The organism is Celeribacter indicus (genome assembly GCF_000819565.1).
Lineage (GTDB): Bacteria > Pseudomonadota > Alphaproteobacteria > Rhodobacterales > Rhodobacteraceae > Celeribacter > Celeribacter indicus.
Map to the genome: position 1 here is coordinate 3253904 of NZ_CP004393.1, position 17213 is coordinate 3271116.

Sequence of the window (17213 nt, forward strand, 5' to 3'; positions counted from 1 at the left end):
GTCCGCGAAATTCCGAAAATAAAGAGGGAGACGCGAGATGGTGGAGCAGCATATCAAGATACGCAGGGCGCCGGGAACCTGGGTGGTCCGGGCCGGCGGAGCGGTGCTCGGGGAGACGTCCGGCGCGCTCGAACTGAGTGAGGGCGATTTCCCGCCGGTGATCTATTTCCCGCCCGAAGATCTCGCCATGGCCTTTCTCGAGCTTTCGGAGACGATTTCGGTCGATCCGTTCAAGGGGTCGGCGAAGCATTTCGCGATCCATACGAAATCCGTGGTGATCGCGGATGCCGCCTGGTCCTATGACGAGCCGAAGGAGGCCACCGAGGCGCTGCGCGGCTATATCGCCTTCTACCCGACGAAGGCCGCCGTCGAACAGCTCTGATCCCGGCGGACGCGGCCGGCTAGCTGTGTTCCTCGGCGGCGGTCTCGGCGAGCTTGCGGGAGAAGACCCGCAGCGCGTCGACCTGGAACAGGGCGCCGTGCAGCTCGACCCCGGTCTCCTCGCGCAGGGTGACGACGGGAATGAAGACGAGGTTGTTCTTCTCGAAAATCGGCATGGCCTTTTCGAGCGTCGCATTGGGCGAGATATAGATCCCCTGTGAAATCAGTTCGCTGCACGCTTCCGCGGAGGCGGCGCGCGGTGCATCCGGCGTGCGGTAGCATTGATGCACGCGCACCGTCGCGAGCAGATAGGCCTGCGGTCCGGCCGCAAGATGCACCTCCCGGCGTTCCAGCAGCGTGAGGAAGAAGGAGCGGTCGACGAAGCGCGAGGCAAGCGCGGTGGAGAGCGAGACCGTCACCATCACCGCAAGCCCGGTCTGCCAGTCGCCCGTCAGTTCGAAGACGATGAGCGTGGTGGAGATCGGCGCGCCCAGAACCGCGGCGGCGACCGCGCCCATGCCCGCGAGCGCATAGAGCGTCGCGGTGCCCGAGACGGTGGGGAAGATCGCGGTGGCCACGAGGCCGAAGGACAGCCCGGTCAGCGCGCCAACCATCAGCGCGGGGGAGAACACCCCGCCCCCCATCCGCCCCGCCATGGTGATCGCGACGGCGATCACCTTGATCACCGCGTAGAAGATCGCCTGCGCCGTCAGCAACTCGCCGGTGAGCGCGGCGGAGGTCGTCTCGTAGCCGACCCCGATGATATGCGGGAAGAAGATCGCGAGGGTGCCGAGCATCAGCCCCGCGAAAGCCGGGCGCAGGACCGGCGGCAGGTGGATCCGCCCCTGCACCCAGGAGGCGAAGTCGTCGGCCATGAAGATCGTGCGCATCATCAGCACCGCGACGATCCCGCAGAGCAGGCCGAGCAACAGGAAGGCCGGAAGCTCGACATAGAAGGTCAGCGCGCCCTCGGCGGCCAGGGCGAATTCGGTGACGCCGCCGAATTCGAGCCGGTTGATCACCGTACCGGCCGCGGAGGCGATCACGATGGGGGCGAAGGCATGGACCGCGAAATGGCGCAGCACCACCTCGAGCGCGAAGAGCGCGCCGGCGATCGGCGCGTTGAAGGAGGCGGAGACGGCGGCGGCCACGGCACAGCCGAGAAGGTCGCGCGCCGTGATCCCCGAGGCGTGGATGCGGTCCGACACCCAGGTGGCGACAACCCCGGCAAGGTGGACGACAGGCCCCTCCCGCCCGGTCGATCCGCCCGTCGAGAGGGTGATCAGCGAAGCGGCGGCGGAGGCGAGGCCGGCGCGGGTTTCCACCCGCCCGTCGTTCAGCGCCGCGCCCTCGATCACGTCGGCGACGGAGCGCACGCGCCCGTCGGGGGTGAACCAGTTGAGCACGATGCCGACGACGAGCCCACCCAGCACCGGCAGGGAAAGCACCCAGAACCACGGCATCTCGCCTGCGAAGCTGTGCAGGTGGCGCAGGTCATGCGTTCCGTAAAGAAATGCCTGGAGGAAATTGATTCCCTTGCGGAAAAGCAGCGCGGCGAAACCGGAGGCGATGCCGATCATCAGGGCGATGAACCAGAACTGGATCTGGCTCGGCCCCCTGCGCCGCACGAGCGCCAGCGTCTCGTTCAGTCCGGCGCGGATGTCCTCGAATGCCTTCTGGGGATATGACACCTTGTCGTCGGCCATCTGTCTGCCTGTCGTCCTCCCTCTTCGCCGGCCTGACGGCTCTTGTGCGCTTTCACTGGACGGAGGCTTCCATTATGGTCTCGCGAACCGCCACCCTGAAGCGAGTCCGCCATGATCCCCGATACCGTCTTCTCCGCTCTGTCCACTGTTCTAGAGGGTCGCATCAGCCGTTCCAAGCACGATCTCGAACATCATGGCCGGTCGGAGACCTGGTTTCCGCTGACCCTGCCGGACGCGGTCGCCTATCCGCAGACGACCGCGGAGGTGTCGCAGATGATGAAGATCTGCCATGCCCATGACATTCCCGTCATCGGCTTCGGCGCGGGCACCTCGCTCGAGGGGCAGACCCTCGCGACGGAGGGCGGGCTCGTCGTCGATTTCTCGCGCATGGACCGGGTGCTGAGGATCAACGATGCGGACATGGACGCGGTGGTGCAGCCGGGGCTGACGCGGGAGGCGCTCAACCTCGAGCTGCGCACAACCGGGCTGATGTTTCCGGTCGATCCGGGCGCCAATGCCTCCCTCGGCGGCATGGCGATGACCCGCGCCTCGGGCACCACGGCGGTCAGGTACGGCACGATGCGCGACAATGTCCTCGGCCTCGAGGTGGTGCTGGCCGACGGCACGGTGATCCACACCGGGACGCGGGCGCGCAAATCCTCGGCGGGCTACGACCTCACCGCGCTTTTCGTCGGCTCGGAGGGCACGCTCGGGCTGGTCACCGAGATGACGCTGCGCCTGCACGGACAGCCGGAGGCGATCTCCGCCGCCGTCTGCTCCTTCGCGGAGCTGGGACCGGCGGTCGAGGCGGTGATCGCGACGATCCAGGCGGGGCTGCCGATGGCGCGGATCGAGTTCCTCGACACGCGCTCCGTCGAGGCGGTGAACCTCTATTCCGGCTCGCACTTTCCGCTCAGGCCGCATCTCTTCGTCGAATTCCACGGATCCGAGGCGGCGGTGGCCGAGCAGGCCGCGCTGTTCGGGGAGATCGTCCGGGACTTCGGCGGATCGGATTTCGACCGGGCGACGAAGGCGGAGGACCGCAGCGCCCTCTGGACCATGCGCCACCACGCCTACTGGGCCTGCCTCGCCCTGCGCAAGGGCGCAAAGGCGGTGGTCACCGACATCTGCGTGCCGATCTCCCGCCTTGCGGCGGCGGTCGAGGAGACGGCCGCCGACATCGCCGCCTCCTCCATCGACGGTCCGATCCTCGGCCATGTGGGCGACGGCAATTTCCACGCGATCCTGCTGGTCGATCCCGAGGACGCGGGCGAGATCGCGGAGGCGAAGCGCCTCGCCGCGCGGATGGCCGACCGCGCGCTCGCCCATGGCGGCACGGTGACCGGCGAACACGGGATCGGCATCGGCAAGAAACCCCTGATGGAGGCGGAGCACGGCGGCGGCTGGGCGGTGATGGGCCAGATCAAGGCGGCGCTGGACCCGAAGAACATCCTCAACCCCGGCAAGCTCGTGCGCTGACCTCCCGGCGCCGGCGACCTGACGGCAGAGGTCAGGCGCCGGCCCTCCCCCGATCCAGCCGCGCCGCATCCCGTCCCCGCGGGACGGCCTCACCCTGCCAGAAGCGCCCGCGCCGCATCGCGCGCCGCGTCCGAGATCGTGTCGCCGGAAAGCATGCGGGCGATCTCGTCGATGCGTGCCTCGGCATCGAGCGGCGCGACCTCCGACAGCGTCACGCCGTCCTCGATCCGCTTCGCCACCCGCCAGTGATGGCCGCCGAGCGCCGCCACCTGCGGGCTGTGGGTCACGACGAGCACCTGCCCTTCCTCGGAAAGCGACTTGAGACGGCGCCCCACCGCATCGGCAGTCGCCCCGCCGACGCCGCGGTCGATCTCGTCGAAAATCATCGTGACGCCGCTCTGGTCGCGCGTGAGGCAGACCTTGAGCGCCAGCAGGAACCGCGACAGCTCGCCGCCCGAGGCGATCTTGCCCAGCGGGCCGGCCGGTGCGCCGGGATTGGTCGCCACCGTGAAAGCCACCATGTCGCGCCCGTCGGGACCAGGTTCCGCCGCCGCGATCTCCGTGGCGAAGACCGCGCGCTCCATCTTGAGCGGCGCGAGTTCGCGGGCCATCGTCTCATCGAGGTCCGAGGCGGCCTTGTGCCGCGCCCCGGTCAGCGCCGCCGCCGCGGCATCATAGGCGCTTTCCGCCGCGCTCACCGCCTTCGCCAGCCGGGCAAGATCCCCCGCCCCGCTGTCGAGCGCCGTCAGCTTGTCGCGCAGCCCCGCCGCGAAGGAGCCGAGATCGTCAGGCAGCACGTTGTGCTTGCGCGCGAGCCCGCGGATCGCGAAGAGCCGTTCCTCCACCTGTTCGAGCTCATGCGGGTTGAAGCGCAGCGCGTCGATGCAGTCCTCCACCCCCGACTGCGCCTCCGCGAGTTCGTTGAGCGCGCGCCCCAGCGCCTCGATCGCGCCGTCGAGCCGGCCATCGGCCCTGTCCGCCGCGCCTTCGAGCCAGCGCAGCGCATCGGTCAGAAGCCCCTCGCCTCCGTCATAGGACAGGGCCTGGTGCGCCTTGGCGATGTCGCCCGCGATCTTTTCGGCCGATTGCATCAGGCGCCGCTCCGCGTCGAGCTTCGCCTCCTCGCCGGGCTGCGGGTCGAGCGCGTCGAGTTCTCCGACCGCATGGCGCAGGAAGTCCTCTTCCGCCTTCAGCGCGACCTGTTCCGCCTCCGCCGCCGCATGCGCCCTGCGCGCGGTGGACAGCGCCTTCCACGCCGCGCGCGTCGCCTCGAGCAAGGGCTCGAGCCCGCCGAAGGCATCGAGCAGCATCCGGTGCCCGCGCGGGTTCAGAAGCCCGCGGTCGTCATGCTGGCCGTGAAGTTCCACCAGCACGTCGGACAGCCGCCGCAGCACATCTCCCGACACGCGTCGGTCGTTGACCCAGGCGGTCTTGCGCCCGTCGCCGGAATTGACCCGGCGCAGGATCAGCTCGCCGTCCTCGGTCTCGATCCCGAGTTCCGCGAGCACCTCCTCCGCGTCATGCCCGCGCGGCAGGTCGAAGACCGCGACCACCTCGCCCTGCGCCGCACCGCTGCGCACGAGATCGGCACGCCCGCGCCAGCCGAGCACGAAGCCGAGACTGTCGAGAAGGATGGATTTGCCCGCGCCGGTTTCCCCGGTCAGCACGTTGAGACCCGGCTGGAACTCAAGCTCCAGCCGGTCGATGATCAGCATGTCCCGGATGTCGAGACTTCTCAGCATGTGAAGGCCGCTCCCGACCTCAGAGCCATTCGCCGCGGATCATCTGCCGGTAGACCGCGCCGAGCCAGTTGTTCTCGAACGCCTTCGGTTCGAGCCCCTGCCCCGCCAGGAGACGATAGCTGGCCTCGTACCATTCGGTCGAACGGTAGTTGTGGCCGAGGATCGCGCCTGCGGTCTGCGCCTCCTCGAGCAGGCCGAGCGCGAGGTAGCTCTCCACCAGCCGGTGCAGCGCCTCGGCCGTGTGCCGCGTGGTCTGGAAATCCTCCACCACGACGCGGAACCGGTTCGCCGCGGCGGCGTAATGCTTGCGTTTCAGATAGTAACGCCCGATTTCCATCTCCTTGCCCGCGAGATGGTCGAAGGCGAGATCGAATTTCAGCGCGGCGGAGCGGGCATATTCGCTGTCCGGATAGCGCTCGATCACCGCGCGCAGCGCCTGGAGTGCCTGGAAGGTCAGGCCCTGGTCGCGGCCGACATCGTCGATCTGGTCGTAATAGGACAGCGCGAGGAGGTATTGCGCATAGGCCGCATCCTCGTCGGCCGGGTAGAAATCGAGGAAGCGCTGCGCCGAGACGCGGGCATTCTCATAGTCCTTGTCCCGGTGATAGGAAAAGGCCTGCATGATGAGCGCCCGGCGGGCCCAGTCCGAATAGGGATAGAGCCGTTCGACCTCGCCGAAGTAATGCGCCGCGTCGTCGAAATCCCGCTGCGTGATCTCGTATTCGGCGCGCTTGTAGATTTCTTCCGCGGGATAGCCTTCCAGATCGCGGTCCGGCGCGTTGTCTCCACAGGCTGCCAGAAAAGCCAGGGAAAAACCAAGCGTTACCGCCACACCGCGTCGAAGTCTTACCGTCATGAAAGGTCCTACCCTCACCAATCGTCAGCTCTTTTTCCCGAGCCGTGCCACACTCCTAGCACAGAAAAATCTGAGGCAAAACGCCTTTGCGGCGGAAAAACGTCACGGGGTTGAGAGCGGAAGCGGACCGCCGCGCGTCGCGGCGGCGCTCAGGCGCAGCAGGCCAGATCGGCAGGGCTGACGCCAGCCCCCGGCAAACGCGCGGCGGTGCGTGCGTCCACGGTGACGAAGGCCCAGGCTCCGCGGGTCGCGAAAAGCTCGCGCAAAAGCGCATTGGTCATCGCGTGACCCGCCTTGTGGCCGACATAGCGGCCGAGAATCGGCGCGCCGGCGAGGTAGAGATCGCCGAGGGCGTCGAGCATCTTGTGGCGCACCGGCTCGTCGGCGCGGCGCAGGCCGCCGGGAGACAGCACGATATCGCCATCCACGACGACCGCATTCTCGAACGTGCCGCCGAGGGCGAGCCCGTTTTCGCGCATCGCATCCACGTCGGACTTGCGGCAGAAGGTGCGGCACATCGCCAGTTCGCGCACGAAGGCGCCGTTGGCCATCACGAGGCTCTTGTCCTGCACGCCGATCGCGGCATCGGCAAAGTCGATGTGAAACGCGATCTCCATCGTGTCGGAGGGCTCGAGGCGCGCGACGGCATCGCCGCGGCGGATCTCCACCGGACGGAGGACCCGGAGCGCGCGGGTCGGCCCCTCCTGGCGCACCAGCCCGGCGGCGAGGATCCCGTCGACGAAGGGCGCGGCGGAGCCGTCGAGGATGGGCACTTCGGGCCCGTCGACGGAGATCGTCGCGTTGGCGACGCCGCACCCTGCCAGTGCGGCCATGATATGCTCGATGGTCGACAGCTCGACGCCGTCTTCATTCCGGATCAGGGTGCAGAGTTGCGAGGGCACGACCGTATCCCAGCGCGCGGCGACGATCGGGTCGCGGCGGTCGGCGGCATCCGCATGGATGTCGGCACGCAGGAAGGTGATCCCGCTGTTGGCGGGCGCCGGCGTGACGCGCATGGTCACCGGCGCGCCGGAGTGGAGGCCCACCCCATCGAACCGGATCTCTTTGGCTACCGTAGTCTGCACCATCTGCTCTCTGCTTTCTCCCGCCCTCTTGTCGGAGCGGGTGGCTTCCTGAACAGGGACCGCACCGGCCCCCGGCGCCACGGAGGCGCCTTCGTTGAGGATGATTTAACCACGCCGTGCCCGGCTCTCAATTCAAAGATTGTAACCGTTTGAAACATAGACCGCCGCGCGCCGGCAGGAAGATGCGCAAGATCCCGTGCGGGCGCGGCAAGCCCTTGTTCCAAAACAGGAAAGACCGCCCGGAGGCGGCCTTTCCACGATGTTTCACGATGTGATCGTGACCCGGCGTCATGTCCGCCGGTCCCCTCCTGTTTCAGTTCGCCTGACGGCGCAGGAAGGCGGGGATCTCGATCTTCTCGGCCTGCGGATCGCTGTCCTGATCCTCGTCATAGGCCTGATGCACCTGCGGGCGGGCCTGCGGCTGCGCGCCGAAGCGGGGCTGCGGCGCCGGCTGCGCGGCACGGGGCTGGGGCTGGTGGGCGTGCGGCTGCTGCGCCTCGCCTTCGCCATGCCCGGTCATGCGGCCGATGAGCGAATTGATCCCGAAACGCCCCTGTTTCGCGGCGGGCTGTTCCGGCTGCGGCTGGTGGTGATGCGGCTGCACCTGACGCGGCTCGGCGCGCGGCTGCTTGGCGACAGCGGCCTGAAGACGGGCCAGGGCTTCCGGCGAGGGCGTGCCCGGCGCGGGCGCGCGGGGCGCGACGAAGGCCTCGGGCTCGGGTTCGTGCATCGCCGGCTGCGGCGCGGGCTGCGGACGCGGCTGGTAGGCGGGCGGCGGCAGGTCGTCCTCGGCGGGGCGATAGCTTTCGCGCGCGGCCTGCTCCTCGCGGCGCTGGGTGGCCTGCGGGTCGAACACGTCGAGGGTCGGCTGGGCCGGCGCCTCGGGGGCGGGCTGATAGGCCTGCGGCTGCGGCTGCGGCGCAGGGGCCGCCGGAGCGGCGGGGGCGTGCTCGATCTTCTCCTCGACCGTTTCGGGCGATTGCAGCGGCTCGGCCAGGCGGCGGCGCGGCACGGGCATTTCGCCGATATTCTGGTTCGCGTCGATGCCGGTCGCGACGACGGAGACGCGCATGCCCCCTTCCATGTCGGGATCGAGGGTCGAACCGACGATGATGTTGGCGTCCGGATCGACCTCTTCGCGGATCCGGTTCGCCGCCTCGTCGAGCTCGAACAGCGTGAGGTCGTAGGCGCCGGTGATGTTGATGAGAACACCCTTCGCACCCTTGAGCGAGATCTCGTCGAGCAGCGGGTTTGCTATGGCCTTCTCGGCCGCCTGGATCGCGCGATCCTCGCCGGTCGCCTCGCCCGTGCCCATCATCGCCTTGCCCATCTCGTCCATCACCGAACGGACGTCGGCGAAATCGAGGTTGATGAGCCCCGGACGGACCATGAGGTCGGAGATGCCCTTCACCCCCTGATAGAGCACGTCGTCGGCCATGGAGAAGGCCTCGGTGAAGGTGGTCTTCTCGTTGGCGAGGCGGAACAGGTTCTGGTTCGGGATCACGATGAGCGTGTCGACCATCTTTTGCAGCGCTTCCACGCCCTCGTCGGCCTGGCGCATGCGCTTGGCGCCTTCGAACTGGAAGGGCTTGGTCACGACGCCGACGGTCAGCACGCCCAGCTCGCGCGCGGCCTGGGCGATGATCGGCGCGGCGCCGGTGCCGGTGCCGCCGCCCATGCCCGCGGTGATGAAGCACATGTGCGCCCCCGCGAGGTGGTCGACGATCTGTTCGATGCTTTCCTCGGCCGCCGCGGCGCCGACGGAGGGACGGGCCCCCGCGCCGAGACCCTCGGTCACCTTCACGCCCATCTGGATGCGCGCCTGCGCCTTGGCGTGCTGGAGCGCCTGCGCATCGGTGTTCGCCACGACGAAATCGACGCCTTCGAGCTGCTTCTCGATCATGTTGTTGACCGCGTTGCCGCCCGCACCGCCGACACCAAACACGGTGATTTTCGGTTTCAACTCGTCCCGCTCGGGCATCGTCAGATTCAAAGCCATGATCGTCCGCCTGCTGTTTTGATCGGCCGGTCAGGTCTGCGCCTGTCCGCCGGTTGACTGTCCCCGCCCCTGAATCGGGGCAAAATTTACCTACTCACCCCGAATCCTACGGAGTTTCGAGGGGCTCGTCATCCCAAAAACAGGAGAAAACCACAAAATCTGGGGGATCCCGCGCAACAATTCGGCGGGATCTTGCGCAAAACACGAGATTTAGCTGGTCGCGGCGCGCAGACACCTACGCACCCGGCCGGGGACCGGGGGAACGGCCCGCCTCCGGGACGGGTCCCGGACTGGGCGTCGCAATGTCGGGGCACTGCTCGGGTGCCTCTTCGGTGTGCCGGCCGCGCCGGTCGCCGCCCGCGTTGGCCGCGGATCCATGTCCCTTTTACCACCGTCCCGGCAGGCCGGCAACCGCCGCGCTCACCAGTTGTCCTTGAACCAGCGCATCGCCCGCTTGAGCGAATGGGCAGGATAGCGTTCCGCCGGGATCTCGAAATCCCACCATTCGTCCTGCGGATTGGCGGCGAAGAGGCAGAGCCCGACCGCGGAGGCGAAGGCCGCGCCGGTCGCCGCCTGCGGCAGTCCCTGCACGCGCAGCGGACGGCCGATCCGCACCTGCTGGCCCAGGATCTTCGGCGCGAGCGTGTCGAGACCGGGGATCTGCGAGCCGCCGCCGGTCAGCACGACCTGCTGCGAGGGCAGGTGTTCGAACCCGGCCGCATCGAGGCATTCGCGGACGCCTTCGAGGATTTCCTCGACCCGCGGCCGGATGATGCCGATGAGTTCCGCGCGCGAGACGGTGCGGCGGTCCTTCTCCCAGTCGCCGCTGTCGCCGCCGATCTCGATCATCTCGCGATCGTCCATGCCGGTGGCGACGACGCCGCCGTAGAAGGTCTTGATCCGCTCGGCGGTGGCGTTCGGGATCTGAAGCCCCATCGCGATGTCGGCGGTCACATGCTCGCCGCCCATGCGCACGCTGTCGGCATAGATCATGTGCTTTTTCATGAAGATCGAGACATCCGTCGCGCCGCCGCCCATGTCGATGCAGGCCGCGCCCAGTTCCTGCTCGTCCTCGACGAGCGCGGAGATGCCGGAGACATAGGCGCCCGATGCGAGACCCGCCACCTCGAGATCGCAGCGCTTGATGCAGTAGAGCAGGTTCTGGATCGCCGCACCGTCCACCGTGAGCATGTGCATGTCGACGGCAAGGGAGCGCCCGATCTGCCCGCGCGGATCGGACAGGCCCGAACGGTGGTCGAGCGCGAAGTTCACCGGCTGGGCGTGCAGCACCTCGCGGTGGCTGCCGTAATCGGGCACGTCGGAGGCCGCGAGCACCCGTGCGACATCCTGTTCGGAGACGGTGTCGCCCTCGACCTCGACGATGCCCTCGAGCCCGTAGGACCGCGGCGCGCCGCCGGAGAAACAGGCGATGACATGGTCGACGCGGGTCTGCGCCATCTTCTGCGCCGCCTGGACCGCGGTGCGGATCGCGCGTTCGGTCTCTGCCATGGCGTCGATCTCGCCGAAGCGCACGCCGCGCGAACGGGTGGTCGCCGCTCCGATCACGCGAAAGGCGGATTGCCCGGCGAGCGATCCGACCCCGTCTCCGCCCATGAACCGTTCTCCGTCGAAGCGCAGCACGAGGCAGGCGATCTTCGAGGTGCCGACATCGAGGATGGCGATCACACCGCGCTGAAGCGCGGCCTTGCGCATGTTCCGCATCGCACGTTGGGCAGCGTAGAGATCGGTCATCGGTAGGACACTCCGGTTTCAGGTCCGCGAAGGCGGTTCAGCTCGTCCTGCGCCGCCTCGCTCAGTTGCAATGTGGGTCGTGTGGGCTTGCGCATGTCCACGGAGGTGACGTCGCGGTCCAGAAGCCCCTTGGCCTGGTCGAGCGCGATCACCTGCGCGAGCGCGCCAAGCGGCTCCGTCTCGGGCAGGAGGATGGTCTGGTCGCGGTCAAGCACCATGTTCCAGCGCCGCTCGCCGACGCGCACGAGGCCGCGCAGCCGGGGCACGAGCGGCCCCGCCGCCTCGAGGAGCGCGAGCGCCTCGCCCACGGCGCGGTCGGCGCCCTCGCCCGCCAGAAGCGGCAGGTCGGGACGGTCGAGGCGGCTGTCGAGCGCCGCGACGCGGTGGCCTTCGCCGTCGAGCATCTCGAGACCGTGGGGACCGCGCCAGACGACGGAGGGCCTGCGCTCGGTGATGTCGACCTGGAGGATCCCGCCGGCGCGCACATGCACCCCCGCCCTGGAGACGGCGTCGAGCTCCTCGATCTGCGCGAGCATGCCGGGGAGATCGAGGTCGAAGGAGGAGATCGGGAAGTCGATCTGCACGATCTCGCGGATGTCTTCGGAGAGCTCGGCGGAGGCGCCGTCCACGGCCATCAGCTTGACCATGAACTCGGGGCGGTTCTGGACCTCCCGCTTGATCTCCTGGATCGCGTCGGAAAAGGCGCGGCGATGGTCAGCATCGGCGAACCACAGGCCGATACAGGCGGCCACGGCCAGCGCCGGCGCGAGGCGGCGCATGAAGAAACGGAACGAGGGCGTGAGCCAGAGCCGGCTCATCCTGTAGGCGGCGCGCGAGGGCGCGGGATCGCGCGGCCGCGGCGGCGCCTCCGGCGGCTGGCCGTTGCGCGCGCGCAGCACCCGCGCCACGGCCTCGGTCACGCGGGCCGAACCGCCGGCGGTCGGTCCCTTTGCGAACTCCGTCGGGTCTACCGGTCGCATGAGGCATCCTCCACCATCCAGGCCACGAACCGGCCGAACGTGATCCCCTCCGCCCGCGCCTGTTCCGGCGAGAGCGATGTGGGGGTCATGCCCGGCTGGGTGTTGGTCTCGAGCAGGATGAGCCCGTCGAGCCCCCTGCCCTCGTCCCAGCGGAAATCCGTGCGCGAGACGCCCCGGCAGCCGAGCGCCGCATGGGCACGCAGGGCGTAGTCGCGGCAGGCCGCGGCAATCTCGTCGGGGATCTCGGCGGGACAGACATGGCGCGAGCCGCCTGCCTTGTATTTCGCGTCGTAATCGTACCAGCCGTCCGTCAGGATGTCGGTCACGCAGAACGCGCGGTCGCCCATGACGGTGCAGGTCAGCTCCCGGCCCGGCGCATAGGCCTCGACCATGACGACCGCCGGCATCTCCGCAGAGAGGCGCGGCGCATTGCTGCCCTCGCGCACGATATAGACGCCGACGGAGGAGCCTTCGTTATAGGGTTTGACCACATAGGGCGGCGCGAGCACATGCCCGGCCTCGACCTCCTCGCGCCGGGCCAGGCGGCTCTCGACGACAGGAAGGCCGGCGGCGCGATAGACCTCCTTGGTCTTCTCCTTGTCCATCGCCAGGGCAGAGGCGAGAACGCCCGAATGGGTGTATGGAATGCGCAGCCATTCGAGCAGGCCCTGGACGCAGCCGTCCTCGCCGTACCGCCCGTGCAGCGCATTGAACACGACATCGGGTGCGGCGTCGCGCAGATGTGCGCACAGGTCCGCGCCCGCGTCGATCTCGATGACCTCGAATCCTTCGCCCCTCAGTGCGGCGGCGCATTCACGCCCGGAGGACAGGGACACTTCGCGCTCGGCCGAAGGTCCGCCCATGATGACCGCCACTTTCGGGGACTGCCTGCTCGACATGTCCACTCGTGCCTCAAATGACCGAGCCGTCTTTCGCGGCCCTTGCTGTATCGCTGCCCCGTTTCGGGGTCGTCTTTCGCCCCTCCCGACGGGAAGGACGTCACGCGCCTTGCTCTTCGGCCAACCCGTCGGGGATCTCCGCCCCGGCGTGTTCGCCCACGCGCCTGATTTCCCATTGTAACGCTATGCCGGCGTTTTGGAATACCTTTTTTCGAACCGCCTCGCCGAGAAGCTCGAGTTCGCCGGCCGTGGCGCCGCCGGTGTTGATCATGAAGTTCGGATGTTTCCCGCTCATCTGCGCGCCGCCGATGGAAAAGCCGCGCAGGCCCGCATCGTCGATCACCTTCCAGGCCTTCAGGTCGTGCACGTCGTCGGCACGCCCGGTCGAGCTGAACCCCGCCGGGTTGCGGAAGGTGGAGCCGGCGCTGCGCTCCTTCACCGGCTGGGAGGCGTCGCGTGCCGCGACCTGCGCGGCCATGCGCGCCTCGAGCGCCTGCGGGTCGCCGCGGCCGGCCTCGAATGTGGCGGAGACGATCACCCAGCCCTCGGCCAGGTCGGTCTCGCGATAGCGGAACTCCAGATCCCTGGCGGTGAGGGTCACGCGCTCCCCCGCCCGCGTCACGGCCTCGGCGGAGACGAAATGATCCGCCACATAGGACCCGTAACAGCCTGCATTCATCCGCACCGCACCGCCGATCGCGCCGGGAATGGTGCGCAGGAAGGTGAGGTCGAGCCCCGCGGCGGCGGCCTTGCGCGCCACATGGGCGTCGAGCGCGGCGGCGCCCGCGGTCACCCGCCCCGCCTCCGCGTCGATCCCGATCCCGTTGAAGCCCCGCCCGAGGCGGATCACCACCGCGCGGATGCCCCCGTCCCGGACGATGAGGTTGGAGCCCACGCCCATGGGAAAGACCGCGACGGAGGGATCGAGCGCCGCGAGGAAGGCTTGCAGGTCCGCGACATCGGCGGGCTGGAAGAGCGCATCGGCCGGCCCGCCCACCCGCAGCCAGGTGAGATCGGCCAGAAGGCGATGTTCGGTGAGGGTGCCGCGGATGTCGGGATAGCTCGTCATGGCCCTGCTATAGACGATGGCGCGGAGCGCGCAAGGGGCGCGTTCGGCCGGCGTGGAGGGTCGGGCGGCTCACCGCCGCAGCCAGCGGCCGAGGCAGATGATCGGCCAGCGCAGGACCGAGGCCCCCGCGGCCAGGACGGCAAGGCCGACCCAGGGGCCCATTTCGTAGGTGACGAACCCGACGAGCGGCACGCCGAGTGCGACGAGCACCCCGGCCGCCGGCCAATGTCCGCGCCGCGAGGGCAGCATCGCGGTCACATTGGCCACGATCGCCCAGACGAACGACAGGACGAGAGAGATCGGCATTTCCATCGCGAGGGCCACTTCCGTTACCTTCCTCTGATCCCGCCCCCGACGCGTTTCCCCGACGCGAAGAGCGGCTTGCGACACAAAGACATGGCAGCAGCGAATGCAAGCGGAACCGGCGCGTCACCCCCCGCCGTCCCCGTCCGGATCAGGACCGGGAGGCGCACGGGCAGTGACACCGACCCCGGCCTTTTCTGGCTGCGCAAAGGTAACGGTGCAACGGCCCCGATGGCAAGCGTCCAAATGCAGAAAATCACGAGGAGGCTCAATCCATTGCTCCGAGCGCGAAGGCCGCGAGCGCGAGCAGGGCGAAGACCAGCCCCACCGCCGGAATCCATCGCGGCACGGTGAAGGGCGCCTCCGGCCGGCGCCGCTTGAGCCGGAGGAGGCTCGCGTTCACCAGCGTGAAGACGACGAGCAGGATCGTGGAGGTCACGCCGGCGAGGTCGGAGACCGGCAGCAGCAACGCGGCGGCGATCACCGCGGCCCCGATCAGCAGCGTCGCGAGGACCGGCGTGCCGAAGCGCGGATGCGCGCGGTGGAAGAGGCCGAGCGCGCCACCCCGCTTGCCGAGGCCGAACAGCACCCGTGCGGCCATCACGATCTGGGCGAGCACGCCGTTGAGCGCGGCGGCGACCGCGATGGCGGAGAGCAGCGCGAGCGGCCCGCCGCCTGCCTCGAACACGAGCGCAAGGGGCTGTTCGGAAAACGCGAGCGCCTCGAGCGGCACGACGCGCACGGCGGCGACGGTGACGAGCACGTAGAGCAGCGTGGTGATGCCGAGCGAGGCGAGGATCGCGATCGGAAGCGTGCGCTCCGGCCGCTTCACCTCCTCGGCCATGTTCACGATGTCCTCGAAGCCAATGAAGGCGAAGAAGGCGAGCGTCGCGGCCATGCCGATCCCCGGCAGGTAAGGCGGCGCCCCCGCCACCCAGTCGGGAGAGGCCGGCGCGCTCCACCCCGCCCAGACGACGAGGGCGAGCCCGGCGACCTCGATGGCGGTGAAGAGCGCCGCGAGCGCGAGGCTTTCGAGAACGCCCGCCACCGCGACCGCGACGAGCAGGAGGCCGAGCCCCGCCACCGCGAGATCGAAGGGAACGGGCAGGAACCCGGTCAGGTAGCCGGCGCCCCCGCGCAGCACCGCGGCGGCGGAGAGGGTCCCGCCCGCGACGATGGCCAGCCCGACGATCAGGCCGAGCGCCCGCGATCCCGTCCCGGCCTCGACATAGGCCGCCTCCCCGGCCGCTTCGGGCATCCGGGTGGACAGTTCGGCATAGGAGAGCGCGGACGGCGCGGCGATGAGGCCGGCGAGCAGGAAGGCCACCGGCGCGTAGAGCCCCGCCTCGGCGGCCACCGCGCCGACAAGCACGTAGATCCCCGCGCCCACCATGACGCCGACGCCATAGGCGGTCAGAAGTCCCGGTCCGATGCGGCGCCTGAGATGGTCGGACATGTCAATTCCCCCCGTGACGCCCGAGTGTGGAGGCGCAGGGCGCGGCGTCCATGATCACGGTCAAATCAGCCCTTCGACAGCCGGTCCGGCAGGTTGTGGGCCCAGGCGGAGATCGTCCCGGCCCCAAGGCAGACGACGATGTCCCCCTCGCGCGCCTGTTCGCGCACCAGCCGCTCGAGATCGTCCTCGGAGGTGACGGCGCGGGCGTGGCGATGGCCGTGGCGGATCAGCCCCGCGACGAGATCGTCGCGCGAGGCGCCGGGGATCGGGTCTTCGCCGGCGGCGTAGACCTCCGCGATGCCGACGACGTCGGCCTCGTTGAAACAGGTGCAGAAATCGTCGAACAGGGAATGCAGGCGCGAATAGCGATGCGGCTGGTGCACCGCGATCACCCGCCCGTCGCTGGCCTGCCGCGCGGCCTTGAGCACGGCGGCGATTTCGACGGGGTGGTGGCCGTAATCGTCGATGATGGTCACGCCGTTCACCTCCCCCACCCTGGTGAAGCGCCGGTTCACGCCGCCGAACTGCGCCAGCGCCTGCTTGATCTCCTCGGCCTTCATGCCGAGATGGCGCGCGACCGCGACGGCCGACAGCGCGTTCGAGACGTTGTGGTCCCCCGGCATCGGCAGGGTGCAGCCCTCGATCACCATGTCCTCGGCCGCCAGCACGATATCGAAATGCGCCACGCCCTTCTTGTAGGTCAGGTTCACCGCGCGCACATCGGCCTGCGCGTTGAACCCGTAGGTGACGACGCGGCGGTCGGTGATCTTGCCCACGAGCGCCTGGACCTCGGGATGATCGGTGCAGCACACCGCGAGGCCGTAGAACGGAATGCCGGAGACGAAATCGTAGAAGCCCTTGCGCAGGTTCTCGATGGAGCCCCAGTGTTCCATGTGTTCCGGGTCGATATTGGTCACGATGGCAATCGTCGCGGGCAGGCGGTTGAAGGTGCCGTCGCTTTCGTCGGCCTCCACCACCATCCATTCGCCAAGGCCCACGCGGGCGTTCGATCCATAGGCATGGATGATGCCGCCGTTGATCACGGTCGGGTCGATCCCGCCCGCGTCGAGGAGCGTTGCGACCATCGTCGTCGTCGTCGTCTTGCCATGGGTGCCGGCGACGGCGATGTTCGACTTGAGCCGCATGAGTTCCGCAAGCATCTCCGCGCGGCGCACCACCGGCAGCCCCCGGAGCCGGGCGGCGTCGAGTTCGGGATTGCCCGGCTTGATCGCGGAGGAGATCACCACGACCTCCGCCCCTTCGAGATTCTCTGCGCGCTGGCCCTCGAAGATCACCGCGCCGAGTTCCTTCAGCCGGTCGGTGATCTTCGACGCCTTCAGATCCGAGCCCTGCACCCGATAGCCATGGTTCAGAAGCACCTCCGCGATGCCCGACATGCCGATCCCCCCGATGCCGACGAAATGGATCGGCCCCATTTCGGTGGGGAGCTTGGTGGCGGCTGCATTCATCTCTGAACCTCTGGTCTCTCGGAAGTCTGTGAAGGGC

At 68.7% G+C, this 17213-nt stretch carries 14 protein-coding genes; 2 read left to right on the forward strand and 12 right to left on the reverse strand.

The genetic code is table 11. The features are described from left to right. Positions 1-40: 40 nt before the first annotated feature. Positions 41-382, forward strand: a complete 342-nt coding sequence (locus tag P73_RS16070; RefSeq protein WP_043871833.1) for a DUF427 domain-containing protein — start codon at positions 41-43, stop codon at positions 380-382. Between the two features lie 19 nt (positions 383-401). Here P73_RS16070 and P73_RS16075 read toward each other — a convergent pair whose 3' ends face one another. After that, positions 402-2087, reverse strand: coding sequence for a chloride channel protein (locus tag P73_RS16075; RefSeq protein ID WP_043870358.1), 1686 nt, complete (start codon positions 2085-2087; stop codon positions 402-404). A gap of 111 nt (positions 2088-2198) precedes the next feature. Here P73_RS16075 and P73_RS16080 point away from each other — a divergent pair, with 111 nt between their 5' ends. Then, the gene (locus P73_RS16080; protein ID WP_052453349.1) at positions 2199-3566 is read left to right on the forward strand and encodes an FAD-binding oxidoreductase; all 1368 of its coding nucleotides are present in this window, start codon (positions 2199-2201) and stop codon (positions 3564-3566) included. An 89-nt stretch (positions 3567-3655) separates the two neighbouring features. Here the strand turns inward: P73_RS16080 and recN are convergent, their stop codons facing one another. The 11 genes from recN to murC form a co-directional block, all read right to left on the reverse strand. Next, positions 3656-5308 (reverse strand): DNA repair protein RecN, encoded by a 1653-nt coding sequence (recN, locus tag P73_RS16085; RefSeq protein WP_043870359.1) that lies wholly within the window; start codon positions 5306-5308, stop codon positions 3656-3658. 19 nt (positions 5309-5327) lie between these two features. Continuing rightward, positions 5328-6164, reverse strand: a complete 837-nt coding sequence (locus P73_RS16090) for an outer membrane protein assembly factor BamD (RefSeq protein WP_043870360.1) — start codon at positions 6162-6164, stop codon at positions 5328-5330. Between the two features lie 149 nt (positions 6165-6313). Continuing rightward, the gene (gene lpxC / locus P73_RS16095; RefSeq protein WP_043871835.1) at positions 6314-7249 is read right to left on the reverse strand and encodes a UDP-3-O-acyl-N-acetylglucosamine deacetylase; all 936 of its coding nucleotides are present in this window, start codon (positions 7247-7249) and stop codon (positions 6314-6316) included. A gap of 313 nt (positions 7250-7562) precedes the next feature. Continuing rightward, positions 7563-9248, reverse strand: coding sequence for a cell division protein FtsZ (ftsZ, locus tag P73_RS16100; RefSeq protein WP_043870361.1), 1686 nt, complete (start codon positions 9246-9248; stop codon positions 7563-7565). 420 nt (positions 9249-9668) lie between these two features. Then, positions 9669-11000 carry a cell division protein FtsA gene (gene ftsA, locus P73_RS16105; RefSeq protein ID WP_043870362.1) on the reverse strand — a complete coding sequence of 444 codons (1332 nt, stop codon included), beginning with the start codon at positions 10998-11000 and terminating at the stop codon, positions 9669-9671. Beyond that, positions 10997-11980: a cell division protein FtsQ/DivIB gene (locus P73_RS16110; protein WP_043870363.1), complete on the reverse strand. Its 984-nt coding sequence runs from the start codon at positions 11978-11980 to the stop codon at positions 10997-10999. The genes ftsA and P73_RS16110 overlap by 4 nt, the downstream gene beginning before the upstream one ends. After that, positions 11968-12879 (reverse strand): D-alanine--D-alanine ligase, encoded by a 912-nt coding sequence (locus tag P73_RS16115; protein WP_174446912.1) that lies wholly within the window; start codon positions 12877-12879, stop codon positions 11968-11970. Before P73_RS16115 ends, P73_RS16110 begins: the two co-directional genes overlap by 13 nt. Positions 12880-12979: 100 nt before the next feature. Beyond that, positions 12980-13948: a UDP-N-acetylmuramate dehydrogenase gene (murB, locus tag P73_RS16120; protein WP_043870364.1), complete on the reverse strand. Its 969-nt coding sequence runs from the start codon at positions 13946-13948 to the stop codon at positions 12980-12982. A 69-nt stretch (positions 13949-14017) separates the two neighbouring features. Beyond that, positions 14018-14254 carry a DUF2484 family protein gene (locus P73_RS16125; protein ID WP_043871837.1) on the reverse strand — a complete coding sequence of 79 codons (237 nt, stop codon included), beginning with the start codon at positions 14252-14254 and terminating at the stop codon, positions 14018-14020. A 265-nt stretch (positions 14255-14519) separates the two neighbouring features. Further along, positions 14520-15707, reverse strand: a complete 1188-nt coding sequence (locus tag P73_RS16130) for an APC family permease (protein ID WP_043870365.1) — start codon at positions 15705-15707, stop codon at positions 14520-14522. 65 nt (positions 15708-15772) lie between these two features. After that, positions 15773-17176: a UDP-N-acetylmuramate--L-alanine ligase gene (gene murC, locus P73_RS16135; protein ID WP_043870366.1), complete on the reverse strand. Its 1404-nt coding sequence runs from the start codon at positions 17174-17176 to the stop codon at positions 15773-15775. Between the last annotated feature and the right edge of the window lie 37 nt (positions 17177-17213).

Excerpts from the sequence above, each read along its gene's own strand:
- P73_RS16090 (WP_043870360.1), bottom strand. The coding sequence starts at position 6,164 with ATGACGGTAAGACTTCGACGCGGTGTGGCGGTAACGCTTGGTTTTTCC.
- recN (WP_043870359.1), bottom strand. The coding sequence starts at position 5,308 with ATGCTGAGAAGTCTCGACATCCGGGACATGCTGATCATCGACCGGCTG.
- murB (WP_043870364.1), bottom strand. The coding sequence starts at position 13,948 with ATGACGAGCTATCCCGACATCCGCGGCACCCTCACCGAACATCGCCTT.
- ftsZ (WP_043870361.1), bottom strand. The coding sequence starts at position 9,248 with ATGGCTTTGAATCTGACGATGCCCGAGCGGGACGAGTTGAAACCGAAA.
- P73_RS16075 (WP_043870358.1), bottom strand. The coding sequence starts at position 2,087 with ATGGCCGACGACAAGGTGTCATATCCCCAGAAGGCATTCGAGGACATC.
- P73_RS16110 (WP_043870363.1), bottom strand. The coding sequence starts at position 11,980 with ATGCGACCGGTAGACCCGACGGAGTTCGCAAAGGGACCGACCGCCGGC.
- P73_RS16080 (WP_052453349.1), top strand. The coding sequence starts at position 2,199 with ATGATCCCCGATACCGTCTTCTCCGCTCTGTCCACTGTTCTAGAGGGT.
- P73_RS16125 (WP_043871837.1), bottom strand. The coding sequence starts at position 14,254 with ATGCCGATCTCTCTCGTCCTGTCGTTCGTCTGGGCGATCGTGGCCAAT.
- P73_RS16115 (WP_174446912.1), bottom strand. The coding sequence starts at position 12,879 with ATGTCGAGCAGGCAGTCCCCGAAAGTGGCGGTCATCATGGGCGGACCT.
- murC (WP_043870366.1), bottom strand. The coding sequence starts at position 17,176 with ATGAATGCAGCCGCCACCAAGCTCCCCACCGAAATGGGGCCGATCCAT.
- P73_RS16130 (WP_043870365.1), bottom strand. The coding sequence starts at position 15,707 with ATGTCCGACCATCTCAGGCGCCGCATCGGACCGGGACTTCTGACCGCC.
- ftsA (WP_043870362.1), bottom strand. The coding sequence starts at position 11,000 with ATGACCGATCTCTACGCTGCCCAACGTGCGATGCGGAACATGCGCAAG.